This window comes from Pseudomonas sp. SDT291_1_S447, assembly GCF_054070155.1.
The window spans coordinates 18,473-43,421 of the sequence record NZ_JBSVXS010000014.1; the positions used below are offsets into that span (position 1 = coordinate 18,473).

Below are 24,949 nucleotides of genomic sequence, written 5' to 3' on the forward strand. Positions count from 1 at the left end.
GTGGATTAACTGAAGGATAACCTCTAAACGTGGCAGGGATTTCCAGCCGCATTTTGTCTGCTGACGTTTTCAGCCGAGCGGGTTGCCCCATCACGCAGGGGAATCCAGCAGGTGCACCAGCTGAGGGGTGAGCGTATCAGCCGATACGTCGAGAAGTGCCAGTGTGACCGGCAGTTTGAAACGACGGCGACCGGCGCTGCCGGGATTGAGGTAAAGACAATCACCGTGCCATCGGATGCAGGGTTTGTGCGAGTGGCCGGTGATGACGAGTTTGATCTTGCTGTCGAGATCGGCAGGGACGTCAGCGATATCGTGGGTCAGCAGGGTTTGCCAGCCGTTGATCTCAAAGGTGAGATAGTCCGGGAGATTGGCCGCCCAGGGCAGGTTGAGGTCGTTGGAGTTTTCCTGCCCGGTCCCCGGCGTGTATCGCGTCAAAAAACGCCAAGTTTGTCTTTAGGCAGTTTCGCCAGACTCTATCGCCATTATCAATGGCTGGGTGCTGCCAGTTTGCCAATTCGGGTCATGTCCTGAAAGTAGGCAGACGGGTAGGGCTCAGGATGTACGCTGTCAGGGATGGGCAAACTGTGTAGCTCAACCCATCCAAGAAGATCTTTCACAATGTACTTGCACGGGTATTTGATTGTGGGCGACAACAGATCGATATTTCGGCGAGCCTCGACATCCTTGAAATAGGCAAAAGAGGGCGTCTGCTGTTTGAGGCCTTCCACGTGAGCCCCGAGATTACGGCCATGCCAAATGGCGCTTAGCAGGCATTCGTTCTGTGAGGACAACAGGGTGCCTTCGTGTGCTTTCCAAAGCCCCGGTTTTCCGAGTACACGTTTGATTCCGCCTTGGGCGATCATCAGGATCGAAGCGCAGAGCGTGTTAATCGATTCGCTCCTGGCCTCTGCCATTGACTCAAGTTTCCCCCTCGAATATCGCACGGCCTCGACTGTAGGAGCTTCCCCCATATCCTGCTTCCACTTATCGAAGTCTCCCGGCCCATAACCGTCGTGCTCCTTTCCGAGGAGATAGTTCTCCAAGTGAACCCAGTGATGAATGGAGATACCGAGTTTAAACAGCTTTTCGGATGAGTCTCGAATAGCCCCGAATATTGTCGAAACAGCATCGTCGGTACTGGTTAGATAGTCTTGCATGTTCATAGGAGAAAGATTCCTGGGTCGCACGTCACGCGATGCCTGAAGATTAAGCAAACGGACAGTCAATCAGTGCGGTTTTGACTGCCCGGCGAGCGAAGTAAATGGCGGTTGAGCGTATTGTCAGGAAATGCCCAGCTCGGACAGCAGCTTTTTGGCGGTAATTTTTGCGCCGAGTTTGTTGATGGCGTCAGCGGCCGTGTTGTAAGCCCTGATTTTCATTGCGTCGGTGTTGCCTTGTGCATCGACGTCATAACCCAGCTCTTTCAGAACTCTGTTCTTGAAGCCAAAGCCATCCCAGCCTGGGCCGCCGAGTGAAGACAAGGCCCCTTCAATTTGCAGATGCTTATGGAGAGAACCTTCGATTTTATACAGATCTTCGATATCAACATGTTCCAGCATGCGTGCTCCTAAAGTCGTTTCAGGCTCAAAGGTGTCTTGGTTCATCAGATGTTCGATGCCGATCCTGCGCAGCCGGACGAAGAACGGCGCGAGGAGTGGCAGATGGTCGTTGACCGGTTCGCTCGCCACGTCGAGCGGCAATGTGTCTCGCCCAACACTGTGGCCAGGAATGCGCACTGAAGGCGTCGACGACTTTGCTTTGATCGGCAGAAAAGGATCAGCTCTCAGAAGACATCACTGAGTCAGAACCCGCTTCAGCTTCGAGCTTCGCTCGATCAGCCTTGCTGATGTATTTGGGTTTCTTGGGAGCCAGTTTTGCACTGGCTTTTTTCGCTTTTTCTTTGAACAACTGCTGCAGCTTTTTCTGGCGGTTCATGGTGATACTCGGTTTGTCAGTTAAGTCTCGACGCTCGAAGGGCACTTGGTTTGCTCGCCCTGCGGGACAAAGTCGGGAGAATCCTGACGCATGGACTGGGTCCAGGCAACCTCATTTCTAACATCGTCAACCACACGCAATACATCACGCTCGTTGCGCTGTGGAAGGAGGACAACCAAACCGTTGGCAGTCTCGGCAAAAAGCTGTTTCGCAGGATTTCGAAAAAGACGTCCGTACGCTCCCATTAATGCCCATACCGAGTCACCGCCCTGGAGCGAAGGTGAGCAGGCCCGATCGACCAGCAATAGCACGCGTAATCAACAAGTCGCTAGGTGGCGTCGAGCACGTGCGGGAGGTGGTAAATATCGACTCGCTTTCCTGCGTACTCGGTCAGGTAAAGGCTGGACATATAGTCGCTGAAAAAGGTCGACAAGGTCGCAAGATCTGGCGACTTCCATTCGCCAGTATTGGCGTCGATGAACAGGCATTCGCCCGCCTGTGCGATGTAGAAGGCGATTGCGTGTGTGCCGCCGAGACCGATGTAGTAGAAACCATTCCCCGTGAGGTGCGTGTGGAGCGCTTGCTCAAAGGTGGTGTAGTCAACATCGGTTACCTTTTTGACCTCGTGAAGTCCGCCCGACATATATCTGTACAGAATGCTGACTGATGCCAGAAGCGTTTTCTCTGCTTTCAACGCCGCCTCCTCAGCGTCTGCAACGCTTTGCGCGGTCGGCATCCATTCGAACCAGCCCTTCTCGAGCGTCCCGTTGAATACGCCCTTCAGCCGGTCGGCCTCGGCCCTGAGGTTTTCGTATTGGACACACGCGCTATCGAACTCTTTGCCAACAGCGTTGAATGCAGCCTGGTACCTGACGAACTCCATGTTCACTTTACCGTCAGTGTTGTTCGCAAGTATGCGGAATTGGGCGACGTTCTTGCCGCCAAGCAATTGTGCGCCGATCCAGCGGCTGGCCATGCCGCGGCAAACACCGCCGTCAAGGGTCTCGTCGTCGCTTTGATAGGTTGGAGTGACCATCTCGACAGTCGGGTGTCTGATGAGGAGGGCTGCGGTGGTGGTGCGGGCATGATCGGGCATGACGGATCTCCTTGTCCTTCAGCGCGGTTTTCCTGAGTCGGCAGGGGTGAGAAGGGCGCCGCACCGCCCTGGCCTGCAAACCGTTCGGTTTGCCTGGCCGTGCAAATGTCATCGTAGTTCCAGCATAGTCGTGAATCATCGGAAACCGCTTGTGCCTGATGAATGTTGATCGACATCCCGGGTTGCCACTTTCAGGCGCTTCAGCATCGGAACTGATTGCCGATACGTTGAGAAGAATGCTGCGCCGAGAACCTCAATCCCGAATCAAGGACCGACTGCCCATGCAGGACATTCCCCTCCCGACTCAAGCTGTTACCCATAGTGAAACGCAGAGCAGATCACTCAACCCGATTGCGACGGTCAGGGCACTATGCGTGCTGGCAGTCATCGCCTTCCTGCTCATCGTCATTGCTGGCTTCGCGGTCCGTTCAAGCACGCCTTATCCGACGATATTCGTCCTCGCTTTTGCCGTGTCGATGCTTCTCAGTTTCTACATTCTGATGAGCCTGATCGAAATCAAACTCGCTCAGAAGCTGATGCATTTGAAGTCGAGCTTGCTGATCTGGGCGGTTTTTCTGGGTGGCCTGAGTGTTTTCGCCAAGATCGATGCTCAAGCAGAAATAAATCAGATGTTTCACGTCGACCCGTCTCTGCTGCCGATGACCTTGGCCGCAGCGACATTCATGCATGCCGTGGCTAAACTGAAGTTACTTTTCTACCTGATTTTCATTGCCTCATTCGCCATGTTCGTACGGTATTCCGAGGCACGTCGCAAAGGTGAGCGGACTGCCGGCTATATGGTCTGCCATTTATCAAACTGTCTGGTGTTTCTGTTGACGGCCATATTTGTGACCAAAGTGCTGGCATCGGATGAGCGTCGCGGCGAAGTTCTCTATCGTTTTGCTCATGCGGCAGACTTCAATAGCTACTCGCCTTGCAGCACAGTCCATCCTGACGAGTTTGACGTGCTTTACCTCGATAGCAGTCGCAGCAAAATACTCATCGCCCCGAAAATCACTGCCAGTGAAGATATCGAGCCTGCGATCTACCCTTTGTTGAAGTACGTACCGATCCCACGGACATTCAGAACGTTGGTGTGTGATTACAACACCAGCGGCCAGCGTTGATTTCGAACCGAGGTAGCGCTGGTGGTCTCGCCGAGCCGTAGAGCCGCCATCGCCACGATGCTCAGCTGTGCCATTGACTGCGTCAATAACAACCATTAACTCAATCAGGTTCTCATATCGCTGTCGCGGCGTAAGATCAGCTCCATACCCACCCACTGCACACGGAGCATCAACATGAAACGCCAAACCATCCTCGGCATCGCTTTCTCGGTCTTTGCAATGAACGCCTTCGCCGCCGCGACTCAAACTGATCCACTGTTCAGTGATGCCATTGCCGCCGCGACCCAAACTGATCCACTGTTCAGTGACGCCGTTGCCGCCGCGACTCAAACTGACCCACTGTTCAGCGACGCGGTTGCTGCCGATGGTTCGGATCGTCTGAAGGGCAACCTGGTTGCCGAAGGTGGGGCAGACCGTCTGCTTGAACGCCGTGCAGTCTGAATGCAGAGTATGAGCGTAGTACTGGCAAAAGCCCGGCCTTATCAGCCGGGTTTTTTATGCCTGGCAAGTAAGCGGCTTTCGTCGTTTCACTGTTTATACGTGAGCCTCTGCTTTTCCCCTGTAATGCTTCTTATGCCTGCTTTCGGTAACTCAAAGGTGTGGAACTCGACGCCCGTTGAGTCGTTCTGGTGTCGCTTCAAGAAGTAAAGCATGTCGTTGGATTCTGCGATCTGGCATCCCTCGTACTTGTCGAGATTTGCGTAAACCACATGACGCACATCGCATGTGGAAGCAAGTTTCAGCGCCGCTGCCCGGCCAGTGTTTGAGGGGGCGCGTATCAAAAAATACCAAGTGGATAACAGCACAAACGTGAGCAGGCAGAGCATGCCGACAGCAATGAACCCAACCCGATTTTCTGCAGCACGGTCACGTACGCTGGCAATCCACTTGGGGCTGGCTGCGGAATCAACTGTGTCGCCCCGGGGTTTCTCGAAAATCAACATGAGAAGGGTGACGGTTCCAACCAGAGACATAGCAAAAAACAGTGAACCCAGGAAGGATCCGAATCCGGCGGCGCCATAGGCCGAAAACTGCTGTGCACTGATGTTCACCCGTTCGATCGGTACATCGAGTATCAGATAGAATTTCTCCAGGTGTGCAAAACCGCTGAGGGTGAAAGCTCCCACCATGCTGGCGATAAACAGAGCCGCGTCAATGCGCAGATATTTTCTGAAACGTCGAAGATTTTCGTCCCGCCTGATAGATGCGGTCATTTTATTTCCTTCAATAGCCAAGCTTTCAGGCTCTGTGTGGGAATAGGTGGGAGCGTGCCAGCGAGAGACTTTATGGCTCGTCGGTTGAACGCTGAAAAAGGACGCAGGAGGACAGTCTACTTACCCTGGAACTGTTGCGACAATTCTCTAAGGTCTGTAGAACCTCGACATTGGGATATTTTCCACGACGCAACCAAGGACTGGCATGAGTTTAAGTACGGATATCGATAAGGCAATTTCTCTTCAATATCGGGGGTTCCGCGGCTATGGAGAGCTTGAACAGTTGAGGCGACTTTTCGCTCCGGCATTTGTGTCTGATCTGCAGCAAGCGCTCGCAGCAGACCCTACCAACGGTGCGATAACGGTGACACTCGGCTGGATCGACAAAAGACCTTATGCGGATATGACCGTTTCAGGTACAGAAGACTTTTATGAACACAAAATTACCCGTCCGGTGGAATTGGGCGACGCGGCGATTTTTGTCATGGATGTTTTCACGCGCGATCATCAGTCCTTCAGAACTCGCACCAGAGGCTTGATTATTCAGGCCAAGGCTGCCCCGAAGGCATCTCTTCCATCGGTTCCGGTAACAGCACTCTCGCCATCGCGTCCCAATCTGTCTACCAATAAAGAACTCGCGTTACTCTCCAACTGGCCGGAGTTTAACTTGCATCTGGCGAATGGCTGTCGTGGCCCGCTGTTGGGAACTTTTACCCTGAAACACCTTTCCAGCCCGCCACCTTATGGTTGGTACGCCGCGGCTCCGGGAAGCAAAAGTGCAGGCTGGAACACCAGCGGCAATTGGCGGTCCAGGTGGATGTGCGCACCTGCCGTTCATGGAAAACTCTGCGATACCACGCTGGGTGAAGTCATCGAGGCTTTATTTAACAGGACCAAGATCGATAACACTCTTGTCGGTGCGGATTGCATACCGAGGCGGGGTGTTTATAGCGTCGGTACACCTACGAATCCGTCGAATGCAACAGATTGGGATGAGCTTTGTACGATCCTCCTTCAATTGACTGCGAGTAATCGACAAGTGTCAGCGGGACCGCCTAGCGTATTTGTTTCTTTTCCCTATATTCCCCAGATAGCGGCGATGGTCGGGGCTGCCTGGCGCAAGTTGCTTGGTTTGTTCAAAGAAAAGCGTTTTCCGGTCATTATCATTGAGCGCAACCGAATGGATTGAGGGGCAGCAAACTGAAAAATACCCACGAGGATCTCGCATAACGCTCAGGCAAATGCGGCTTCGATAAACGCCCCCAGCGCCTTCTCCTCAAGAATCTCGATCGAGAAATGTCCGAAGCGTTTCGGCAGCCAGATGATGCGTGTCCCGGAGGGCGACTGCAGGTTCTCGCGAATCAGCGGCTGACCGTTTTCGTCCTCCGGCTGAACCCCGCTGGCGATCAGTTCGTCGTAGGCCAATTCGATATCAGGGGTCGTGTAGCAATGACGGTAAATCATGCCTTCGCCCACCGTATCCAACAGCTCCTTGAGATTGCCCGCCAGCGGCTGGACCAGCATGAAGCGTTCCTGACCGACCAACGCCACGGCATAGCGTACGTGCAGACCCCCGCGATTCCAGAACTGCGTTGTGGATATCCGCGCCTGCAGTATCTGCGCGTAATAGGCACAAGCTTGTTCAAGGTCTTTGACCAGTACGTCGATGTGGCTGAACTTCAACTCCATGAAATAGCTCCTGTCAGGCGGTGTCGATGGGCTGGGCTGTAATCGACGATCGGTCAGCCGGAATAAACTAAGCTGATGTGTAACGTCAAGATGACACAGGAGCATCCCACCATGAAGGCGCGCCGCATGATCAAGTCACGTAAGTTGATTGCAACGGTTTCTTCGCTGGCGCTGGTTTTCAGCTCGGCGATGGCATTGGCCGATCCCGGCAATGGGAAGGGGCAGGGCAATGGCAATGGCAAGGGCAATCCGCAGAACATGCAGGGTCACGGTAACCAGAAAGGCAATGGCAACAAGGGCAACAACTCTGGCGGTGACTGGAGTCATGCCCCTAGTATCGATCGCGGCAATGTGCTCGGGATTGTTGGCGGCTACCGCGACTACTGGAGCCCGGGGCCTGCGCTGCCACCGGGCATTCAAAAGAACCTTGCACGCGGCAAACCGCTGCCGCCCGGGATCGCGAAAAAGCTCGATGGACGCCTGGTCGGTCATTTGCCGCATTACGATGGTTATGAATGGCAGCAGGTGGGCACGGATCTGATCTTGGTCGCATTGGCCACCGGCCTGATTTACGAGGTGCTCAACGGGGCGTTTGATTAAGATTTCCTGCCCGTTGCGCACCACCCACGCCGATCAAACGATTTTCAAAGCACTCAGCACGATCAGCGATTGCTCGGCAAAAGCCTGGGCCTGTTCGGTCAGCGCGGCGATGTTGGCTTCGGCGGTGGTCAGCGTTTTGCCGTCCTTGACCAACACTTCGTTTTGTTCGGCGATGACGCTCCACGCCAGTTGCGCCCACTCCGCCGGGTGCTGTTTGCCTTGGCGGATTGCGATCAGGAACAGTTGCTGGAAGCGACTGACCGTGACGCCACCACCGGTAACCGGGCTGCTCAGCACCTGAATATCGGCGTTGAACAGCGCGCGCTTGCACAGTTGCAAGTTGAACGCGGCGCAGCGTTCGTACACCAGCGCCTCGGCGGCTTCGCTCTGGCAAGGGGCTACCGCGCCCATGCTGACCAGGATGGCGATGGCCTGTTCCAGATCGTCGTAGGCCATTGGTGACACCGCATCGAGCAACTGCTGCATCGTTTTGGCTTCGTAGGTCTGGCCGGCGAGTGCATTGAGGACCGGGCGGTAAATTTCCGCTTGCAGTGACGCTTCGCCGGCAGGGCCGGTGACACTGGACGCTACGTTTTCTGTCGGTTGCATCAGCACAAATCGCGTATTGAGCATTCGCGACCGGCGCTCGGCAGCGCTGAGTCGGTTGGCACCGCGCACATACAGGTCGCGACGGAAAGCCTGGTTGACGAAGTAGTCACGCGCCTGCTCGCGCATCACCGGGTGTTCGATACCGTCGAGAAAGGCCAGGCCTTCGGCGCTCAGGTTGAGTACGTCGACCGAATCCAGCGGCACCGCCGTCGTGACGTAATCGAGCTTGGCCGGGGCCAGCGCATCCACCATGTCGGCGAAATACATGCAGTTCCAGTCGCGATTGAAATATTCGTGAGCGACGTATTGGCGGTCCTGACCTTTGATGGTCTGCAGCCGGGCGCCCAGACTCGGCGCGGCGATGGCGTACTTGGGGTTGGCCGCCAGCAGCGCTTCGGAAAACTGCAACGCGGCATCGATGCGCTGATCCGCCCGCGTCGAGTGACTGGCAAAGCGGTCGTGCAGGCTGAACAACTGGCGCAACGGCGCTGAAGGCGACCAGCCCGGGAATGCGTTATAGCTGACGTACAGGTGACCACCCGGTTTGAGGTGGCGGCGGACGAATTCGACGATCAGCTTCTGGTTGTCGCGGCTGACCCAGGTCCAGATGCCATGCAGGCTGATGCTGTCGAATTGCGGCAAATCATGGCGCGCAAGCAGTTGCTCGAAGCTGTCGTCATAGAGTTTTGCACCGTTGTTGCTGAGTTCCGCCAGCTCAATGGCATGGGCCGCCTGACCGGGGTGGAAGTCGGTACCGACGAAGCCTGCCGGGTTGGCCGTGGCGTGGATATTGATCGATACACCCTGACCAAAACCGAGCTCGCAGTGATAACCGTCGGGATTGTCCAGGCCGGCAAAGCCGCGCAACAACAGGCAGTAACGCTGGAAAACCGGATTGATTTCCCGGCTATAGCTGTAGGTGTAGCCTTCGTCCGTGAAATAACCTTCGTTCCAGGCATTGCTCATGGGTGCAGCCTCTTGAATCGTCATTGAAAGTAGCTTTATACGGGACGGACTTGCGTCGTTGAAACCTCTCGCTGTCCACACAGGATGTTGTCGGCAGGATCGAACCATTCGATAGGGTTCGTGCTGATATTTTGCCGGGGTTATTCATGATCGGAGTTGGCCGCTCCTCACAAACGCACGCCCATCTCCAGGGCGCGGGTCTCGAAGCCGAACTCGGCATACATGCGCACCGCGCGCTCGTTGAAAGGCCAGACCGTCAGGCGCAAGTCCTGTGCATTCTGCTCCATGGCCCAGTCTTTAACCCGCTGAATCAGTGCGCGGCCAATGCCTTTGCCCCAGAACGGTTCGGCGACACACACCGAGCCGATGCGCACCACATTCTGCGGCTGCACCAAAGGGCCGGCGCTGGCGGACAGGGTGGCAGTAATGAACGCCACGGGCCGTTCACCGGCGCTGGCGATGAAGACAATCTGCCCGGGTTTTTCGAATACCCCGGCCCAGTGCGGCAAGTCGCGGGCAAAATCATCTGTCGCGGCGGCGTAGATGTCGGGGCGGGCGGCGTGGTGAACCGAATTGAGCAATTGGCCCAGTTCGCACATCGCCAGCGCATCTTCAGCGGTGGCGGTTCGGTAGGTAATGACTTCTTCCATGAATAGCTTTCCTTTAGGACGTGAGGAATTTGGCGTGCTGGATGAAAAGGCGTGGCGGGCGCTGCACGAGCAACACATCCTGCGTTAAACGACGAAATAAAGCATCCCGATGCCTATCGGCATTTCAACCGGGCAGACTGACGCGGGGGGCCCCTGGGTCGCTTTTTCAGGTAGATCTGTGCATTGAATGTTTTTACGTCAGGCGAATAATCGAGCGCTCGAAACCTTTTGGATTGAGCACTGTATGAAATATTTTCGCGTTGATTTCGGCGACATTTATCGTTTACGGACGGCTGCCTCAAGGAGTCGCCCATGAGCCTGCATACCCGCACCAAACGCTTGACCGTGCCGCAACTGGTCGCCATGAAAGGCCAACAGAAAATCGTCTCACTGACGGCGTATTCCAGCAGTATCGCCAAGCTGATCGACCCGATCGTCGACTTCATTCTGGTCGGCGACTCCACGGCCATGGTCGGTTATGGCCGCGCCTCGACGCTGAGCATGCAGCTCGAAGAAATCATCGGCCACACGCGGGCGGTGGTCGATAGCACGCGCCTGGCCTGTGTGGTGGCCGACATGCCGTTTGGCAGTTATCAGGAATCTCACGAGCAGGCCTTTCGTAATTGCGCTCAGGTATTGGCGCGCACCGGTTGCGACGCGGTCAAGCTGGAGGCCAACAAGGCCTTGGCGTCTACTGTCGAGTTTCTCGTGGCGCGCGGGATTCCGGTCATGGCCCATGTCGGCTTGATGCCGCAATTCGTCAACGTCATGGGCGGTTTCAAGGCCCAGGGCCTGACCGCTGAAACCGGTGCAGTGATTGCCGAAGATGCCCGGGCCAATCTCGACGCGGGTGCCTTCAGCCTGTTGCTCGAAGGTGTGGCGGAGGGCGTGGCGCGTCAGATTACCCTGGAGTCGAAAATGCCCACCATCGGCATTGGCGCCTCACCGGACTGCGACGGCCAGGTGCTGGTCACCGAAGATGTGCTCGGCCTGGGCGGTGAGCATCTGCCGCGTTTCGTCAAGTGCTACGCCGATGTCGGCGCGGTGATCAGCGATGCTTGCGCACAGTTTGCCGACGATGTGCGCCATGGCCGGTTTCCTGAGGCGCGGCATTGCTATGGACTGTAGACGCGGTTTTCTTCGGTGAACGCCTGCGCCAGTCGTTGCACCGCGTGGCCGATGTCCTTGTCCCAATCGAGGGTGTAGCTCAGGCGCAGGTACTGCTTGAAGGCGCCTTGCTGGCTGAAGATCTCGCCGGGGGCGATGACGATCCGCTCGGTCAGCAGGCGCTCGAACACCCGTTGCATGTCGATTGGACGCACAGCTTTGAGCCAGAAGCTCGCACCGCCCTGTGGGGTGACTACCTGCCACTGACCGTTACCGTGTTCTTCCAACAAAGTCTGTAGCTGTTGCATGCGCTTGAGCAACAGTGCTCGCAGGGTGGTCAGGTGCTGGTCGATGCGCCTGGAGTTGTAGAGTCTGGCAATAGCTTTCTGCCGCACTGGCGAGAGGCGAAACCCACGCTGCATAAACAATCGATGAAATTGCGTTGCATGCTGGCGGCACAGCACATAACCATACGGGGCTTCGCCGCCAATGATCTTGTCGAACGTCGAGAACACCAGCAGCTTGTCGGGGTCGGCAAAATCGCGATAGCGCGCGGGTGAATCGGAGAAGCTCAACTCGCCCCACGTATCGTTTTCAAACAGCCAGATTTCCCGCTCGGCCAGCCAGTAACAGATCTGCTGTTTATCCTGTGCTGGCATCAACTGGCCTTGGGGAATATTCATCGTGGAGGACAGCACCGCCAGGCGCACCGGTTCGTGCGTGAGTAACGCCTTCAACGCGGATAGATCGAAGCGGCCGTCATCGCCGAGGGGCATTTCGATGACACGGATGTTGGCCGCCTGCAACTGGCGCAGAATTGCCCACGAGCAGGGCGATTCGACCAGCGCCACGCTGCCGCCCAGATTCAAGGCACTGAGTGATAATTCCAGCACGCTGCGCAGGTCTGCGCCGATATAGACGTGCTCGGCCTGCCAGTGGTTGTGAGCGCAACGGGTGTAGTGTTCAGCCAGGGCCGCGCGCAATTCGGGTTCACCTAGGGGCTGATAAAGCGGCGCGTGCGAGTGCGGGTATTGGCGGGTCAGTTCGCGCTCCATTGTCAACAATGGGCCTTGCAGCGACAGCAGCATCGCCGGCGCATCGCTGCTCAGCGCCAGCATGCCGGGCCGACGGGCGCTGGCGAAGACGTGGTCCAGAAGATTGCCGGAGTTGGCGGTCACTGGCGCCGCCGGTATTGGCCGGGTGAAATAGCCAAATCTCGCTTTGGCGTGGATTCTGCCTTCGTCCTCAAGCAGTGCGTAGGCGTATTTGGTCGTCGACACCGAAACGCCGAGGCGCAGGGCCAGTTGTCGCAAGGACGGCAGTTTCTGTTCAGGCGTGCCACTTGAGGCCTCTATCAATCCGACGAGGTAGTGGTAGACATCCTGATAGGCAAATGACACGTCCTTGCTTAACGTCAATGCTGCTCTCCTTGAATGTCAGCGTGTCAGCGTCGGGTGCATTGAGGTTTTGGCAACATCGGCCAGTTCAGCCAGAAACGCTGAAATCTGCTGCGGTCCGCGCAAGTGAATGGCCGGGATCTGCGGTCCGACGGTAGCACGCATTGCTTCAATGCTCGGGCGATTGATACGGTCAAAATTCCACACGTATTTCAGGAAATGCAGAAAGGCTCGGTCCAGACGCTCGGTGCAGCCCACCGGCAAATCAGCGCGTGGGCGATTCAGTGCGCTGCGCAGAATGACCCGCTTCATGCAGGTCAACCGTGGCGTATCCAGCCAGATAACCAGCTCGGCACGGGGCAAGCGCAGATCGAAGGTTCGCCGCGAATAATTGCCTTCGCAGATCCAGGAGTCGCCCGCCGCGGCTTGGCGCACCCGTTCGCGGAACACTTCATTGTCCGGCTCTACCCAGTCCGGTTCCCAGAATAGCGGGTCGAGGTGAATCACTGGCAGACCCAGGCGCCTGCCGATCTCGCGGGCAAGGGTGGATTTGCCGCTGCCCGAGTTGCCCAGAATGACGATGCGTTGCACGTGCAAATCCCTTGCTGCAAAAAGTCGGCAAGTCTAAATCAAGCGTCTCCGGAATTCTGAAAAAACGCTCTGGGCGGTGGGGGCCGAGTGGCAACCAGAAAAAAGCCCGGCCAAAGCCGGGCTCGTCCACTTGCAACGGGTCAAGCTGCCATATTTCCCGCCGCCATTTCCTTCTTGCAGCTGGCTTTCATGGCTTCCATCTGCGCGCCCAGCTCTTCGAGTTTTTCCTTGCCCAAGAGCTTTTTCGCCTGAGGGAACATTTCCGTTTCTTCCTCTTCGATATGGTGCTCCAGCAGTTCCTTGACCACTTTAACCCGGCCGGAAAACTCCGGGGTGCCCGGGTCGGTCAGTTTCAGATCGGGCAGCACCAGTGAATCGACGGTGCGGTGTTCTTCTTTGGCTTCGAAGTACATGACGTCCTGTTCCTTGCTGCCGGCGGCCTTGAACGCGGGGTAGAGGATTTCCTCTTCGAGACGGGTATGGATGGAGATTTCCATTTCCAGTTTGCCCAACAACTCGACACGTTTTTTCAGCGCCCGCTCCGTCGAGTCGCTGAGTTGGCTGAGGATGTCTTTGACTTTTGCATGATCGGCTTTGAGAAGGTCGATAGCGTTCATGGGGGTTGCCTCTGCTGTCACGGAGTGAACACAGGCCGTTGTTTCACGGTGCTGTGAATGCCCTGAATCAGTGGCATTTGGCGTGCCAATCCATGGCTGGTAATCGACCGCTACAGATCAAGGGCTTACGACGTCACAGGCAAAAAGCCTTCGTGCAGCCTGCATGAAAAAGGCATTGCCAGCATTGCAGATCACCGCTTTCTCAGCTGGCAAGCACCGCGCGACGGCTAAGAAATCCGCTTACGACGCCGAATGCTGACGGACATGCTTGGGCCCTGCCAATGCCCAGGCAATCAAGCCAAACAGCGGCACAAACACAATCAGCACGATCCACACGCCTTTATTGCTCGATTTCCCCTCGCTCTTGCGCACCCGATTGATGGCCCAGAGTTCGATTAGCAGAAGAACTGCCGCCAGTACGATCCACACGGTTTCGATTTGCATTGGCTACCTCCTGATGGTCTATGCGTTAGGTGGCGTGGGGTGCGGCAGGTTCATTTATTTTTTGTTCAAGGCGTTGAGCTGGCGGGCCAGGTCCAGCGCCACTCGACCGCTGTTGAGGGTTGGCAGCAGATGGGTGAAGGGAATGTCGATCAGGCGATTTTCGCGCACGGCGCGCAGTTGCGAGAGCACCGGGTCACGGGTCAACAGATAGCGTTTGCGACTGGCCGGCGACCATTCGGCGTCGGCCAGCAGGATCACGTCGGGGTCGCTGGCCAGCAGGGTTTCGCTGTTGACGGTCACCCGATAAAGATCAATGTCGGCGAACACATTGCGTGCCCCGGCAGCCGCCAGCAGCGGAGTGACAAAGCCGCGCCGGCCTTCGCTGTCGAGGCCTTTTACTTCGCTGTCGAGATAGAACACCGACAGCGGTTTACCCGTACCGGCCAAGGTTTTGGCGCTGGCGAGATCGGCGTCCATGGCCGCGCTCAATTGCTGCGCCTGTGGCTGTTTGTGCAGTAGTTGGCCCAGCGTTCGCAAGTCGTTGCGCACATGCGCGAAGTAATCCAGCGAATGGCCGTTGCAGGCCGACTCCAGCAAATACGAACCGACACCGTTGCGCGCCAACCCTGAGCGCGAGGTCACCCCGTCGCCGAATGCGGTGGCAAAACCACCGATCACCAGATCCGGCTTCTGCGCGTACAGCACCTCGCTGGACGGGTACTGCCGCGCGATCACCGGCACGCCGAAATACTCCGAGGGTCGCTGCCCGGAAAAGGTGTCATCCAGATAGGCCACGCCGACCAACAATGGCCCCGCACCCAAGGCCAGCACGATGTCGGCCGCATGCTGGTTGAGCGCAACAATCCGCGAGGGCGGTGTTGGCGCAAGGTGCCAGTCTTCGCCGCAATTGCTGAAACTGTCAGCCAGCAGCGCTGACGAGCAGAGCAGGGCGCCGAGCCCACACCAGAGCTTCCTCATGTCCGCGCCTTGATCAGCAAATCCGCAACAACTTCACCGCCGACCAGATGCCCCTCGACCAGCCGCCGCACCTCATCGTTGCTGCGCACGCCATACCAGCAGCGCTCCGGATACACCGTGACAATCGGCCCCAGATTGCACGGAAACTGGCAGTGCGTACGCGTCAGCAAGACACCGCCCGGCGTTTCGATGCGATCGTGCGCGAGCAAATGTCGGCGCAAGGTTTTCCATAGCTGTTGGGCGCCGCGCTGAGTACAGCGCGGGCCGGTGCAGAGGAACACATGGCGCGCATGCTCGGGAACGTGCGACCAGTCCGGGTGCGTGTCGACGCCGTCGACGGTTTTGATCTCACTCATCAGAAGCGGTACGTGTAGCGCACTTCGGAGGTGAACGGCCGGCCGAGGTTGTCGACATTGCTCGAACGGCTGGTGACGTAATCGCGGTCGAAAAGGTTTTCCACCAGCAGGCTCACGCGGTGTTGGCGAGCGTTGTCGAGGTAGCGATAAGCGTCGGCGTCGACCACTGAATAGTTGCCGTATTCGACTTGCTTCGAGCTTTTGATGTCGCGGATATAGCGGATCGCACCGCCAACGCCCCACAGGCGATTTTCCGATTCGTAACCCACGCGGGAACGGGCGAAGAAGCTCGGGATGTCATTGATGGTCGCCCCCGTGCGCGATTCGGTGAGGTTGCGGGTCATGTCCGCTTGCAGACTCCACTGATCGTTGAGCGCCAGTTTCGCGTCAGCCTCGAAACCGCGCATGCGCACCAGGCCTTCACCGTTGACCCACTGAATGCCGTCGAGGGTGATCAAGTCGTCGATCTTGCGTTTGAACAGGGTCACGCTGGCGCTGAATTCGCGATCGAGCAAGAAGCCTTTGTAGTCGACACCCAGTTCCGCGTTGCGGCTTTTTTCCGGTTTCAGATTGCGATTGCCGATCTCGTCGCCCGGTTCATTGACGAACAGTTGCTCGGCGTTCGGCAGTTTGTAGGCGCTGCCGTATTGGCCACGCACGGACCAGTTGTCGTTGAGGTCATACAGCGAAGTGAGCATGCCAACCGTGGCACCGTCGCCACCGCTCATGGCTTCGTGGCGCACACCGATGCTTGGATGCCAGTCGGGCAGAGCGTCGATCTGCGGGCGCAGTTGCGTGTAGAACGCATGGGCTTCGGCCTTGTCGTTATCGATGATCAGTACATCGTCCTGGCCCTTGAACCATTGATTGTCGGTGCCAAACACCAGCACATGGCCGCCGGGCAATTCAGCCTTGCCTTCGGCCTGCACACCCCAATCGGTGAAGCCCCAATAGTCGTTGTGATTGATGACTTTGGTGCCGCCACCGGCGACGTTGTTGACCCGCGTGTAGCGCGTGTCCCAGTCGTTGATATGGCTTTTGACGAAGTAGCTCAGGCGCTCGTTGATGTTCTGCTCGAAGGTCGCCGTGGCGATCTGCTGCACGCGATCGTTGGTGGTCGTGTGATTGTCGACCGGGCGGGCGAAATCGAGGTTGGCGTCGGCGTATTGGTAGAACAGTTCCAGCCGCGAATCATCGCCGAACGACTGAATGGCCTTGCCGCCGAAGGTAGTGACTTCGTAGGCACGGTTCTTCTCGCTGACGTTTTTCATGTCGCGGTTGCGATACGGCTGGTAACCGTCGGAGACATTGTGGCTGACGTACGCCAGCAAGCCGAGATCGCCGAAACCGTTGCTGAAGATATTCTCGACGCGGGCGTCTTCGCTGGTGCCGCCGAAGCTGTCGACGCCCAGATTCACTTCGCCGGAAGCTTTGCGGCTCTGCGGGCTGCGGGTGACGATGTTGATCACCCCCGACACCGCTTGGGTGCCGAACAACAGGCTCTGGCCACCTTTGAGCACTTCGATGCGTTCGATGGCGTTGGCCGGCAGGGTATCCAGATACAGGCCGCCGTACAGTCGATTGTTCAGGCGCACGCCGTCGAGCAGGATCAGCGTGTCGTCGTTGCGCCCGCCGAGCAGCGAATAGGTACCGTAGTCGAACGGACCGTTTTTTGGCGCCACATACAGGCCGGGAATGAACATCTGCATGACACGGCTGACATCGGCGCTCGGACCGGCGCGCTCGATTTGTTCGCGGCTGACGATCTCGACTTTACTGCCGAACTTGGCCATGTCGGCGACAGTGGTCGATTCCACTGAAGGTGCAGAAACGATTTGCTGATTGAGTTCCAGCGGCGTGTCGTCGGCCAGCAGCAGCGGGCTGAACAGGCAGCCAAGGAACAGGGTTGGAGCACAAGTGTTGAAAGGTCGAATCATTGTCTTCTCGAAAAGGATCTTCGCAGAAGAGCATGCAGGAGAAGGCATCGCGCACAGCCAATACCGGCCCATGCCCGCCCACCGCAGGATTTTGCCAAACAGCATTTCAGGCCGGTCTCCGGGCTCGCGCGTATCGAGGCTTTCACCTTCCCATGGCCGAGTGGCCACAGTGGTCTGTCGAAAGCATCACGCGCATACCGTTGCGGGGGCAGCACCGGACTTGTTCGAAAAGAACGTACCGGTTTCCCGTTTCACCCCATGCACGGCGGCAGGGGGCACCTGAAACAGGGCGGCATCTGAACATCCGACGGGCGGTTCGTCAATGTGGCAAGCAACGGGGGGGCTATTGGATGCGTTCCAGAGCGGCAAACTGGTCACTCAACCACGTATAAAGCTGAGACACCGCCGGGCTGATCTGCTTGCGATGCGGGCACACCAGACTCAAGGGTGAGGCATTGCCGGGGAAATCCTTCAGCAGCACGATAAGTCGCCCTGCGATCACGTCTGCACTGACGTCCAGCCAGGATTTGTTGGCGATGCCTTCGCCGCTCAACGCCCAGCGGCGCACGACGTCGGCGTCGTCGCTGAACATCGGTCCCGAGACCTGGATCGTTTCACTGCCCAGGCTCCACTTGTCGTAGACCCGGCCACCTTGCTGGTAGAGCAGGCAAGGGTGGTTGTGCAGATCGTCCGGTGTTTGCGGGTATCCGTGGCGCTCCACGTATTCCGGTGCGGCGACCAGCACCCGCCGGTTCCACGGTGCCAGCGGCAGCGCCACGTAGTTGGCATCTTCATTCGAGCCGTATCGAATCGCGACGTCTACCGGGTCGCGAAACAAGTCTGCGATCTGGTCCGACAGGGAAAATCGCAAGGTCAGTTCCGGGTGCTGGCGGCGAAACAGCGTAAGCCACGGCAGCAAAATGTTGCGCCCCAGATCGGACGGCGCCGTCACTTGCAGCACGCCGCGCAACGTGGCGTTTTCACCGCGTAGGTTTTCCTGGCCTTGCTTGAGCGCCTCCAGTACCGAGTGGGCGGTGGGCAAGTATTGCTCGCCCTCGGCGGTTAATCGCAGGCTGCGGGTGGTGCGCGCAAACAGGCGCACGTCGAGTTCACGCTCCAGACGCTTGATCGCCGCGGCCACCTGACCGGGCAATAAATCGGCCTCAAGGGCGGCAGCGGTGAAGCTGCCCAGCGCGGCGCTGCGGGTGAACAAACCAAGATCATCAATGCGGATCATTTTCACTCCTGTAGTGAAAGTGTTGGCCCATTCTGCTGGTTTTTCTTTGTGCCTGGGAAGTCGAAGATGGCGGCAAGTGAGCACATCAGCTCTTCAGACAGCGAGTTTCCATGAAAGCCATCACCTTCACCCAACACGCTTTGCCCATTGAAGATCCGCAATCGTTGCAGGACATCGACCTGCCGGTGCCGACTCCCGGCCCACGGGATTTGCTCGTAGAAGTTCGTGCGGTGTCGGTCAATCCGGTCGATACCAAAGTGCGCGCCGGCACTTTCACCAAAGAACCGAAAATCCTCGGCTGGGATGCCGCAGGCATCGTCCGTGAGGTCGGTGCTGAAGTGACGCTGTTTCAGCCTGGCGACGAAGTGTTCTACGCAGGCTCCCTTGCCCGCACCGGCAGTTATAGCGAATTTCACCTGGTGGACGAGCGAATCGTCGGGCACAAACCGCGTTCGTTAAGTGCAGCGGATGCGGCAGCATTGCCGTTGACGTCGATCACCGCCTGGGAATTGTTGTTCGACCGTCTCGGTGTCAGCGAAGGTTCAGGGCAGGGCAAGTGCCTGTTGATCACGGGGGCAGCGGGCGGCGTCGGCTCGATGCTGGTGCAACTGGCCCGACAGTTGACGCGGCTGACTGTCATCGGCACCGCCTCGCGGCAGGAAACGGCTGACTGGGTCCGGCAGTTGGGCGCGCATCACGTCATCGATCACAGTCAGCCGCTGCTCGCACAGTTGCAGGCACTGGGCATTGACGAGGTCAGCCATGTCGCCAGCCTGACCCATACCGAGCAGCATTTTGCCCAGCTGATCGAAGTACTTCGACCACAAGGGCGTCTGGGCGTGATCGACGATCCTGAAAGCCTCGACGTGATGCCGCTCAAGCGCAAGTCGCTGTCGCTGCACTGGGAGCTGATGTTCACCCGTTCGCTGTACGAAACCCCGGACATGATCGAGCAACATCATCTGCTCAATCGCGTCAGCGATCTGATTGACCAGGGCATTTTGAAAACGACTGTCGGTGAACATTTTGGCGCGATCAACGCAGCAAACATGCGCCGTGCCCATGCCTTGGTCGAGAGCGGCAAGGCCCGAGGCAAACTGGTGCTCGAAGGTTTCTGATTTCACTCATTCAGACGGGCCTGTACGCGGGCCGGTCAGGAGCAGCTCATGCGTATGAAAAAGCTTTCTGCTGCATTGGTCATGGTCATGGCGGCGCCGTTCGCCCATGCAATCAGCGCCGTCGCGTTGCCGGCCAATGCCCCCGCCGACCGATCGTTCGGCACGCTCGAACAGGTCCATGCGTTCTATGACGCGATGCCCACCGGCGTGACCGTCACCGAGACCGGGCGCATCTTCGTCAACTTCCCGCGTTGGGGCGACAACGTGCCGTTCACCGTGGGCGAGATCCGCGACGGCAAAGTCGTGGCTTACCCGAACGCGGCGATCAACCGGGAAAACCTCAACGATCCCAGTGATGGTCTGATCAGCGTCCAGAGCGTGGTGGCCGACGGGCGGGGCCGTGTCTGGTTGCTCGATACCGCCGCGCCGGGTTTCGCCGACCCAAAACCCAAAGGCGCGAAGCTGATCGCGGTGGATCTGGTCAGCAACAAGATCGTCAAGCGTCTGGTGTTCCCGAACAACGTCATGTTGCCGAGTACCTACGTCAACGACATGCGTTTCGACTTTCGCACAGGCCCAGAGGGGACGGTCTATCTCACTGACTCGTCCCTGCGCGGACCGGGTGCGATCATCGTCATGGACATCGCCAGCGGCAGTGCCATGCGCCGTTTGAGCGGTGTGCCGGCGACCTCGGTTGACCCGACCTTTGTCCCGGTGGTTGAAGGCCTGCCACTCACCGTTGAAGGTCCGGACGGCAAGCGCAAACCGCTGGGCGTGGCCTCGGATGGCATCGCGCTGTCGGCGGACGGCAAGACGCTGTATTTCACGCCGCTGTCGAGTCGGCACCTGTATTCGGTGTCCACCGCGTTGCTGCGTGATGCCAACTTCAGTGAACAGCAACTGACGGCTGCCGTGCAGGATCTGGGGGAGAAGGGCGCGTCCGATGGTCTGGAGGCTGACGCCGCCGGCGCCATCTATGCCGGCGATTACGAGCACAACTCGATCCGCAAGCGTCTGCCGGATGGCCAATGGCAAACGCTGGTCCACGACCCGCGTCTGCTCTGGCCAGACACATTGTCCATTGGCCCCGACGGCTATCTGTATTTCATCGCCAACCAGTTGCATCGCCAGGCGGCATTCCGTTCCGGGCAGGATCAGCGGCAAAAGCCTTACAGCCTGATGCGTCTGAAGATCGACGCAGCGCCGGCGCCGACACGCTGATTTTCAAGCGGCATTGAGTTCTGCGTTTTCACTTTTCAGATCAGGAGTTCAATCATGGATCTCGTTTCTCTGGCCAAGCGCCGATTCACCACAAAAGTTTTCGATGCCGACCGCAAGATCCCCAGGCACACACTGGAGTTGCTGCTCGAACAACTGCGCAACAGCCCGTCGTCGGTCAACTCTCAGCCTTGGCATTTCGTGGTTGCCGAGAGTGATCAGAGCCGGGCGCGAATCGCCCACAGTACCCAGGGACCGTTCAGCTTCAACCAGCCGAAAATACTCAACGCGTCGCACGTCATCGTCTTTTGCACTCGCACACATCTGCCGGAGGAATACTTGCAAGCGTTGCTGGCTCAGGAAGCCATGGACGGGCGTTTTCACAATGCCGAGGCGCGAGCAGGGCAGGAGCGTGGGCGGCGCGGTTTTGTCGATCTGCATCGCTTCGATCAGAAAGACCTGCAGCACTGGATGGAAAAGCAGACCTACCTCGCGCTGGGCACGTTGCTGCTGGGTGCCGCCTCGCTGGGTATCGACGCGACGCCGATGGAAGGTTTCGACAGCAAAGTCCTCGACAGTGAACTGGGCCTGCGCGAACAGGGCTTCACCAGTCTGGTCGTGGTCAGCCTCGGCTATCACAGCAGCGAAGACTTCAACGCAGGCCTGCCCAAGTCACGCTTGCCGGCCCAGTCGCTGTTTACCTTTCTCTGAATGCAACCGGTCCCTGGAGTATTGAAGATGAGCAAGTCTACAGAAGCATTGATCTCGATTGCCGTGCTCAAGGCCAAGTCAGGCCAGGAACAGGCCTTGAAACAAGGCTTGCTGGCGCTGGTGGAACCGACACGCGCAGAGCCGGGCAATCTCGACTATGTGTTGTTTGAACTGCGCGACCAGCGCGGCACGTTCTACATGCGCGAGGCCTTCAAGGATCAGGCGGCACTGGATGCGCATTTCGCCATGCCTTACTTCAAGCGCTTTGCCGCCGCGGCGGATGAGCTCCTGGAGGAGCCGCTGCAACTGATATTTCTTGAGCACGTCTCGAACTGATCCAGTCTTCCATTCAACCTGTCAGGGTGTTCTGCCATGAAAGATACCGCGCCACGGCCAACCCACGGAACGCCGGTTCACGAAGACATCGATGCCATTGAAACCAACGAGTGGCTGGAAGCCCTGGCAGGTGTCGCCAAAGTCGGCGGCAGACCGCGCGTGCGGTTCTTGCTGTTGCGCCTGGCCGAGCAGGCCAGCCGTCTCGGCGTGCAAACGACGGCGAGTGCGTATTCGCTGTACCAGAACACTATCGCGCTCGAACAGCAGCCGGTTTATCCCGGGGATCTGGTGATGGAGGAGCGCATTACCTCGATCATTCGCTGGAACGCCCTGGCCATGGTGGCGAAGGCGAACAAGGCCTATGGCGAATTGGGCGGTCACATCGCCAGTTACGCCTCGGCGGCGGAAATTTTCGAGGTCGGCTTCAATCACTTTTTCCGTGCGGACAGCGAAGCCGGGCGGGGTGATCTGGTTTATTTCCAGGCGCACTCTGCCCCCGGGGTGTACGCGCGGGCCTTTCTTGAAGGGCGTTTGCAGGCGTCGCAACTGGAGCGTTACCGGCAAGAAGTGAAGGGCGGCGGATTGTGTTCCTATCCGCATCCCTGGCTGATGCCCGACTTCTGGCAGTTTCCCACGGGCTCAATGGGGATTGGCCCGATCAATGCGATTTACCAGGCACGGTTCCTGCGGTATTTGCAGCATCGTGGAATTGCCTCGACAGAGGGGCGGCATGTCTGGGGCGTTTTTGGTGATGGCGAGATGGACGAGCCGGAGTCCATCGCGGCGCTTTCGCTGGCAGCGCGTGAGAGTCTCGACAACGTCACCTTCGTGATCAACTGCAATCTGCAGCGTCTCGACGGACCCGTACGCGGCAACGGGCAAATCGTTCAGGAACTGGAGTCACTGTTCAGCGGCGCCGGCTGGAATGTGATCAAGGTGTTATGGGGTTCGGACTGGGACCCACTGTTTGCCCGCGATAACGGCCATGCATTGTTACGCCACTTCGCCGGGATGGTGGATGGCGAGTACCAGAATCTGGGCGCCAATGACGGTGCGTATAACCGCAGCCATTTCTTCGACCAGGACCCGCAGTTGCAGGCGTTGGTTGCAGACATGAGCCCGGAGCAGATCGATGCGTTGCGCCGGGGCGGTCACGACTTTCGTAAGCTGCATGCCGCGTTCGAGACCGCGCGCAAGCACAAGGGCAGGCCGACCGTGGTGCTCGCCAAAACCAAGAAAGGTTTCGGCATGGGCCAGATCGGCGAGTCGCGCAACACCTCGCACCAGCAGAAAAAACTCGATATCGAAGTGCTCAAGGCATTCCGTGATCGTTTCGCCTTGCCGCTGGACGATGAGGCCGTGGCACAAATGCGCTTCTATAAACCGGCCGACGACAGCCCCGAGCTGCGATACCTGCATCAGCAGCGACGGGCACTCGGCGGTTACCTGCCCAAGCGCAACGGTGTGGCTGCACCCATAGCAGTGCCACCGCTCGACAGCTATGGCCGTTTTGCGCTGAAGGCCGATGAGCGTGAAAACTCGACGACCATGGCGGTGGTGCGACTGTTCACCCATCTGATCAAGGACAAACAATTGGGGCCGCGCATTGTGCCGATTGTCGCCGATGAAGCGCGCACATTCGGCATGGCGAATCTGTTCCGGCAGATCGGGATTTATTCATCTGTCGGCCAGCTGTACGAGCCAGAAGATGCCGGCGCGCTGCTCTATTACAAGGAATCAACCGACGGGCAACTGCTCGAAGAAGGCATCACCGAAGCCGGTGCGATTTCTTCCTGGATCGCTGCGGCCACGTCCTACAGCGTCAATGGCGAGCCGATGTTGCCGTTCTACATCTACTACTCGATGTTCGGTTTTCAGCGCATTGGCGATCTGATCTGGGCAGCGGCCGATCAGCGCGCCAGAGGCTTTTTGATCGGCGCCACATCGGGGCGCACAACGCTGGCCGGTGAAGGACTGCAGCATCAGGACGGCTCCAGTCAGTTAATGGCAGCCACTGTGCCTAACTGCCGCGCCTACGACCCGGCATTTGCCAGCGAGGCGGCGGTGATCATCGACCATGGCAGCCGGCGCATGCTTGAGCAGCAAGAAGATGAGTTCTATTACCTGACGGTAACCAACGAGAACTACGTTCAGGCCTCACTTGAACCAGACGAACACGCGGATGTGATTCGCGGCATGCGCCTCTATGCCCGCTATGGCGAGGAGGTACCGGCGGTTCGTTTACTGGGTTCGGGAGCGATTCTGCGCGAGGTGATTGCCGCCGCGCACATGCTGGATCAAGAGTGGCAAGTCAGCAGCGAAGTGTGGAGCGTGACCAGCTTCTCCGAACTCGCCCGTGATGCCCGCGAGGTGCAGCGTCAGCAAGTGTTCGGCGGCGATGTCGAGTGCCAGAGTCACCTGCTGCATTGTCTGCCCGGTCACGCGCCAGTCGTGGCAGCCAGTGATTACGTGCGCGCCTATGCACAATTGGTGGTGCCGTATTTACAGGCGCCGTGCATCTGCCTGGGCACCGACGGATTTGGACGCAGCGACACACGCGCGGAGTTGCGCAGCTTCTTTGAGGTGGATCGCTATCACATCGTTTTGGCGGCGCTTGCTTCGGTCGATCCGCAGGCACATACCCAGGCTCGGGCGAAATACGCTATCGACGCCGACGCCGAAGCTCCTTGGAACTGCTGAGCCTACACGTCGTGTGTCGCTTCTTTCATCAACCCACATCAGAGGCAGATCCATGTCGTTCGGTACTTTGGTCGAATTCGGCGTCACATCTGTAAAAGTCGCACGCGCCCCTTTATATGGGCTGATGCTTGCAGCCGTGCTGGCCGGGTGCGCAAGCTTGCATTGGGTTGATGCGCCGTTTCTTGATCGCGACGGCACACTCTGGCTGCCTGCTGCGCAAATGGATCGCGTCGGTCTGTTCAATGACGGCACGCCGCGGGTGCAATGGCCGATGACGGTGTTTCGTTTGTCCAAACGGTAGGGTGGCAGGCAACCT

27 protein-coding genes, 2 pseudogenes and 1 riboswitch are annotated in these 24,949 nt (G+C 58.0%); of the genes and pseudogenes, 12 read left to right on the forward strand and 17 right to left on the reverse strand.

Annotated elements, in window-relative coordinates:
- Positions 1-90: 90 nt before the first annotated feature.
- The 4 genes and pseudogenes from ACW9IR_RS07385 to ACW9IR_RS07400 all read right to left on the reverse strand — a co-directional run.
- Positions 91-399: pseudogene (locus tag ACW9IR_RS07385) on the reverse strand (metallophosphoesterase family protein); the annotation flags it as partial.
- A gap of 86 nt (positions 400-485) precedes the next feature.
- Positions 486-1,163: a hypothetical protein gene (locus ACW9IR_RS07390; RefSeq protein ID WP_457462452.1), complete on the reverse strand. Its 678-nt coding sequence runs from the start codon at positions 1,161-1,163 to the stop codon at positions 486-488.
- A 117-nt stretch (positions 1,164-1,280) separates the two neighbouring features.
- On the reverse strand, positions 1,281-1,700 hold the full coding sequence (locus tag ACW9IR_RS07395; RefSeq protein ID WP_457462454.1) for a helix-hairpin-helix domain-containing protein: 420 nt from the start codon (positions 1,698-1,700) through the stop codon (positions 1,281-1,283).
- Between the two features lie 76 nt (positions 1,701-1,776).
- Positions 1,777-1,935, reverse strand: coding sequence for a DUF2986 domain-containing protein (locus ACW9IR_RS07400; RefSeq protein WP_095118515.1), 159 nt, complete (start codon positions 1,933-1,935; stop codon positions 1,777-1,779).
- A gap of 125 nt (positions 1,936-2,060) precedes the next feature.
- Between ACW9IR_RS07400 and ACW9IR_RS07405 the strand changes: the two are divergent.
- Positions 2,061-2,171: pseudogene (locus ACW9IR_RS07405) on the forward strand (MarR family transcriptional regulator); the annotation flags it as partial.
- A 92-nt stretch (positions 2,172-2,263) separates the two neighbouring features.
- Here the strand turns inward: ACW9IR_RS07405 and ACW9IR_RS07410 are convergent.
- Positions 2,264-3,031 carry a YopT-type cysteine protease domain-containing protein gene (locus ACW9IR_RS07410; RefSeq protein ID WP_457462456.1) on the reverse strand — a complete coding sequence of 256 codons (768 nt, stop codon included), beginning with the start codon at positions 3,029-3,031 and terminating at the stop codon, positions 2,264-2,266.
- A 281-nt stretch (positions 3,032-3,312) separates the two neighbouring features.
- Here ACW9IR_RS07410 and ACW9IR_RS07415 point away from each other — a divergent pair, with 281 nt between their 5' ends.
- Both ACW9IR_RS07415 and ACW9IR_RS07420 read left to right on the forward strand, forming a co-directional pair.
- Positions 3,313-4,158 (forward strand): hypothetical protein, encoded by an 846-nt coding sequence (locus ACW9IR_RS07415; protein WP_102899079.1) that lies wholly within the window; start codon positions 3,313-3,315, stop codon positions 4,156-4,158.
- Positions 4,159-4,332: 174 nt separating this feature from the next.
- Positions 4,333-4,599 carry a hypothetical protein gene (locus ACW9IR_RS07420; protein ID WP_457462459.1) on the forward strand — a complete coding sequence of 89 codons (267 nt, stop codon included), beginning with the start codon at positions 4,333-4,335 and terminating at the stop codon, positions 4,597-4,599.
- An 86-nt stretch (positions 4,600-4,685) separates the two neighbouring features.
- On the opposite strand, the gene ACW9IR_RS07425 is transcribed toward ACW9IR_RS07420, so the two are convergent.
- Positions 4,686-5,372: a hypothetical protein gene (locus ACW9IR_RS07425; protein ID WP_457462461.1), complete on the reverse strand. Its 687-nt coding sequence runs from the start codon at positions 5,370-5,372 to the stop codon at positions 4,686-4,688.
- A gap of 205 nt (positions 5,373-5,577) precedes the next feature.
- On the opposite strand from ACW9IR_RS07425, the gene ACW9IR_RS07430 reads away from it, so the two are divergent.
- A complete protein-coding gene (locus ACW9IR_RS07430) occupies positions 5,578-6,561 on the forward strand; it encodes a hypothetical protein (protein ID WP_457462463.1) in 984 nt (327 codons plus the stop codon).
- Positions 6,562-6,605: 44 nt separating this feature from the next.
- Here ACW9IR_RS07430 and ACW9IR_RS07435 read toward each other — a convergent pair whose 3' ends face one another.
- Positions 6,606-7,061 (reverse strand): VOC family protein, encoded by a 456-nt coding sequence (locus ACW9IR_RS07435; protein WP_457462465.1) that lies wholly within the window; start codon positions 7,059-7,061, stop codon positions 6,606-6,608.
- Between the two features lie 126 nt (positions 7,062-7,187).
- On the opposite strand from ACW9IR_RS07435, the gene ACW9IR_RS07440 reads away from it, so the two are divergent.
- Positions 7,188-7,661 (forward strand): anti-virulence regulator CigR family protein, encoded by a 474-nt coding sequence (locus tag ACW9IR_RS07440; RefSeq protein ID WP_457462467.1) that lies wholly within the window; start codon positions 7,188-7,190, stop codon positions 7,659-7,661.
- A 33-nt stretch (positions 7,662-7,694) separates the two neighbouring features.
- Here the strand turns inward: ACW9IR_RS07440 and ACW9IR_RS07445 are convergent, their stop codons facing one another.
- On the reverse strand, positions 7,695-9,236 hold the full coding sequence (locus tag ACW9IR_RS07445) for a class I SAM-dependent methyltransferase (protein ID WP_457462469.1): 1,542 nt from the start codon (positions 9,234-9,236) through the stop codon (positions 7,695-7,697).
- 167 nt (positions 9,237-9,403) lie between these two features.
- Positions 9,404-9,886, reverse strand: a complete 483-nt coding sequence (locus ACW9IR_RS07450) for a GNAT family N-acetyltransferase (protein WP_457462471.1) — start codon at positions 9,884-9,886, stop codon at positions 9,404-9,406.
- Between the two features lie 312 nt (positions 9,887-10,198).
- On the opposite strand from ACW9IR_RS07450, the gene panB reads away from it, so the two are divergent.
- Positions 10,199-11,014 carry a 3-methyl-2-oxobutanoate hydroxymethyltransferase gene (panB, locus tag ACW9IR_RS07455; protein WP_457462473.1) on the forward strand — a complete coding sequence of 272 codons (816 nt, stop codon included), beginning with the start codon at positions 10,199-10,201 and terminating at the stop codon, positions 11,012-11,014.
- On the opposite strand, the gene ACW9IR_RS07460 is transcribed toward panB, so the two are convergent.
- From ACW9IR_RS07460 to ACW9IR_RS07495, 8 genes are all read right to left on the reverse strand, one after another.
- Complete coding sequence (locus tag ACW9IR_RS07460) at positions 11,002-12,411, reverse strand: aminotransferase-like domain-containing protein (protein WP_457462475.1); 1,410 nt, start codon at positions 12,409-12,411, stop codon at positions 11,002-11,004. The two genes, panB and ACW9IR_RS07460, sit on opposite strands and share 13 nt — an antisense overlap.
- Positions 12,412-12,429: 18 nt before the next feature.
- Positions 12,430-12,981: an AAA family ATPase gene (locus ACW9IR_RS07465; protein ID WP_457462477.1), complete on the reverse strand. Its 552-nt coding sequence runs from the start codon at positions 12,979-12,981 to the stop codon at positions 12,430-12,432.
- Positions 12,982-13,121: 140 nt separating this feature from the next.
- Positions 13,122-13,598, reverse strand: a complete 477-nt coding sequence (locus ACW9IR_RS07470) for a hemerythrin domain-containing protein (RefSeq protein WP_034155440.1) — start codon at positions 13,596-13,598, stop codon at positions 13,122-13,124.
- 240 nt (positions 13,599-13,838) lie between these two features.
- The gene (locus ACW9IR_RS07475; protein WP_016984840.1) at positions 13,839-14,042 is read right to left on the reverse strand and encodes a PLD nuclease N-terminal domain-containing protein; all 204 of its coding nucleotides are present in this window, start codon (positions 14,040-14,042) and stop codon (positions 13,839-13,841) included.
- Positions 14,043-14,096: 54 nt separating this feature from the next.
- On the reverse strand, positions 14,097-15,020 hold the full coding sequence (locus ACW9IR_RS07480) for an ABC transporter substrate-binding protein (protein ID WP_457462480.1): 924 nt from the start codon (positions 15,018-15,020) through the stop codon (positions 14,097-14,099).
- Positions 15,017-15,376, reverse strand: a complete 360-nt coding sequence (locus ACW9IR_RS07485; RefSeq protein WP_457462482.1) for a (2Fe-2S) ferredoxin domain-containing protein — start codon at positions 15,374-15,376, stop codon at positions 15,017-15,019. Before ACW9IR_RS07485 ends, ACW9IR_RS07480 begins: the two co-directional genes overlap by 4 nt.
- On the reverse strand, positions 15,376-17,313 hold the full coding sequence (locus ACW9IR_RS07490; RefSeq protein ID WP_457462484.1) for a TonB-dependent receptor plug domain-containing protein: 1,938 nt from the start codon (positions 17,311-17,313) through the stop codon (positions 15,376-15,378). Before ACW9IR_RS07490 ends, ACW9IR_RS07485 begins: the two co-directional genes overlap by 1 nt.
- Positions 17,314-17,405: 92 nt before the next feature.
- Positions 17,406-17,611, reverse strand: a riboswitch (cobalamin riboswitch).
- Positions 17,612-17,656: 45 nt separating this feature from the next.
- Positions 17,657-18,550, reverse strand: coding sequence for a LysR family transcriptional regulator (locus ACW9IR_RS07495; protein WP_457462486.1), 894 nt, complete (start codon positions 18,548-18,550; stop codon positions 17,657-17,659).
- Positions 18,551-18,660: 110 nt separating this feature from the next.
- Between ACW9IR_RS07495 and ACW9IR_RS07500 the strand changes: the two genes are divergently transcribed.
- The 6 genes from ACW9IR_RS07500 to ACW9IR_RS07525 are packed head-to-tail and all read left to right on the forward strand — an operon-like array spanning position 18,661 to position 24,934.
- Positions 18,661-19,668, forward strand: coding sequence for a zinc-binding alcohol dehydrogenase family protein (locus ACW9IR_RS07500; RefSeq protein ID WP_150729064.1), 1,008 nt, complete (start codon positions 18,661-18,663; stop codon positions 19,666-19,668).
- 48 nt (positions 19,669-19,716) lie between these two features.
- A complete protein-coding gene (locus ACW9IR_RS07505; protein ID WP_457462488.1) occupies positions 19,717-20,889 on the forward strand; it encodes an L-dopachrome tautomerase-related protein in 1,173 nt (390 codons plus the stop codon).
- Positions 20,890-20,943: 54 nt separating this feature from the next.
- Positions 20,944-21,597, forward strand: coding sequence for an oxygen-insensitive NAD(P)H nitroreductase (gene nfsB, locus ACW9IR_RS07510; RefSeq protein WP_095118542.1), 654 nt, complete (start codon positions 20,944-20,946; stop codon positions 21,595-21,597).
- Positions 21,598-21,624: 27 nt separating this feature from the next.
- A complete protein-coding gene (locus tag ACW9IR_RS07515; protein WP_457462490.1) occupies positions 21,625-21,933 on the forward strand; it encodes a putative quinol monooxygenase in 309 nt (102 codons plus the stop codon).
- Between the two features lie 36 nt (positions 21,934-21,969).
- Positions 21,970-24,633 (forward strand): alpha-ketoglutarate dehydrogenase, encoded by a 2,664-nt coding sequence (gene mdeB / locus ACW9IR_RS07520; protein ID WP_457462492.1) that lies wholly within the window; start codon positions 21,970-21,972, stop codon positions 24,631-24,633.
- 52 nt (positions 24,634-24,685) lie between these two features.
- Positions 24,686-24,934 carry a hypothetical protein gene (locus ACW9IR_RS07525; RefSeq protein WP_457462494.1) on the forward strand — a complete coding sequence of 83 codons (249 nt, stop codon included), beginning with the start codon at positions 24,686-24,688 and terminating at the stop codon, positions 24,932-24,934.
- Positions 24,935-24,949 lie beyond the last annotated feature (15 nt).

What these genes read in the sequence shown, in the direction of transcription:
- ACW9IR_RS07480 (WP_457462480.1), bottom strand. Translation starts at nt 15,020, where the DNA reads ATGAGGAAGCTCTGGTGTGGGCTCGGCGCCCTGCTCTGCTCGTCAGCG.
- ACW9IR_RS07515 (WP_457462490.1), top strand. Translation starts at nt 21,625, where the DNA reads ATGAGCAAGTCTACAGAAGCATTGATCTCGATTGCCGTGCTCAAGGCC.
- ACW9IR_RS07435 (WP_457462465.1), bottom strand. Translation starts at nt 7,061, where the DNA reads ATGGAGTTGAAGTTCAGCCACATCGACGTACTGGTCAAAGACCTTGAA.
- ACW9IR_RS07420 (WP_457462459.1), top strand. Translation starts at nt 4,333, where the DNA reads ATGAAACGCCAAACCATCCTCGGCATCGCTTTCTCGGTCTTTGCAATG.
- ACW9IR_RS07505 (WP_457462488.1), top strand. Translation starts at nt 19,717, where the DNA reads ATGCGTATGAAAAAGCTTTCTGCTGCATTGGTCATGGTCATGGCGGCG.
- ACW9IR_RS07475 (WP_016984840.1), bottom strand. Translation starts at nt 14,042, where the DNA reads ATGCAAATCGAAACCGTGTGGATCGTACTGGCGGCAGTTCTTCTGCTA.
- mdeB (WP_457462492.1), top strand. Translation starts at nt 21,970, where the DNA reads ATGAAAGATACCGCGCCACGGCCAACCCACGGAACGCCGGTTCACGAA.
- ACW9IR_RS07400 (WP_095118515.1), bottom strand. Translation starts at nt 1,935, where the DNA reads ATGAACCGCCAGAAAAAGCTGCAGCAGTTGTTCAAAGAAAAAGCGAAA.
- ACW9IR_RS07430 (WP_457462463.1), top strand. Translation starts at nt 5,578, where the DNA reads ATGAGTTTAAGTACGGATATCGATAAGGCAATTTCTCTTCAATATCGG.
- ACW9IR_RS07470 (WP_034155440.1), bottom strand. Translation starts at nt 13,598, where the DNA reads ATGAACGCTATCGACCTTCTCAAAGCCGATCATGCAAAAGTCAAAGAC.
- ACW9IR_RS07425 (WP_457462461.1), bottom strand. Translation starts at nt 5,372, where the DNA reads ATGACCGCATCTATCAGGCGGGACGAAAATCTTCGACGTTTCAGAAAA.
- ACW9IR_RS07390 (WP_457462452.1), bottom strand. Translation starts at nt 1,163, where the DNA reads ATGAACATGCAAGACTATCTAACCAGTACCGACGATGCTGTTTCGACA.
- ACW9IR_RS07525 (WP_457462494.1), top strand. Translation starts at nt 24,686, where the DNA reads ATGTCGTTCGGTACTTTGGTCGAATTCGGCGTCACATCTGTAAAAGTC.
- panB (WP_457462473.1), top strand. Translation starts at nt 10,199, where the DNA reads ATGAGCCTGCATACCCGCACCAAACGCTTGACCGTGCCGCAACTGGTC.
- ACW9IR_RS07410 (WP_457462456.1), bottom strand. Translation starts at nt 3,031, where the DNA reads ATGCCCGATCATGCCCGCACCACCACCGCAGCCCTCCTCATCAGACAC.
- ACW9IR_RS07490 (WP_457462484.1), bottom strand. Translation starts at nt 17,313, where the DNA reads ATGATTCGACCTTTCAACACTTGTGCTCCAACCCTGTTCCTTGGCTGC.
- ACW9IR_RS07415 (WP_102899079.1), top strand. Translation starts at nt 3,313, where the DNA reads ATGCAGGACATTCCCCTCCCGACTCAAGCTGTTACCCATAGTGAAACG.
- ACW9IR_RS07445 (WP_457462469.1), bottom strand. Translation starts at nt 9,236, where the DNA reads ATGAGCAATGCCTGGAACGAAGGTTATTTCACGGACGAAGGCTACACC.
- ACW9IR_RS07500 (WP_150729064.1), top strand. Translation starts at nt 18,661, where the DNA reads ATGAAAGCCATCACCTTCACCCAACACGCTTTGCCCATTGAAGATCCG.
- ACW9IR_RS07440 (WP_457462467.1), top strand. Translation starts at nt 7,188, where the DNA reads ATGATCAAGTCACGTAAGTTGATTGCAACGGTTTCTTCGCTGGCGCTG.
- ACW9IR_RS07485 (WP_457462482.1), bottom strand. Translation starts at nt 15,376, where the DNA reads ATGAGTGAGATCAAAACCGTCGACGGCGTCGACACGCACCCGGACTGG.
- ACW9IR_RS07450 (WP_457462471.1), bottom strand. Translation starts at nt 9,886, where the DNA reads ATGGAAGAAGTCATTACCTACCGAACCGCCACCGCTGAAGATGCGCTG.
- nfsB (WP_095118542.1), top strand. Translation starts at nt 20,944, where the DNA reads ATGGATCTCGTTTCTCTGGCCAAGCGCCGATTCACCACAAAAGTTTTC.
- ACW9IR_RS07495 (WP_457462486.1), bottom strand. Translation starts at nt 18,550, where the DNA reads ATGATCCGCATTGATGATCTTGGTTTGTTCACCCGCAGCGCCGCGCTG.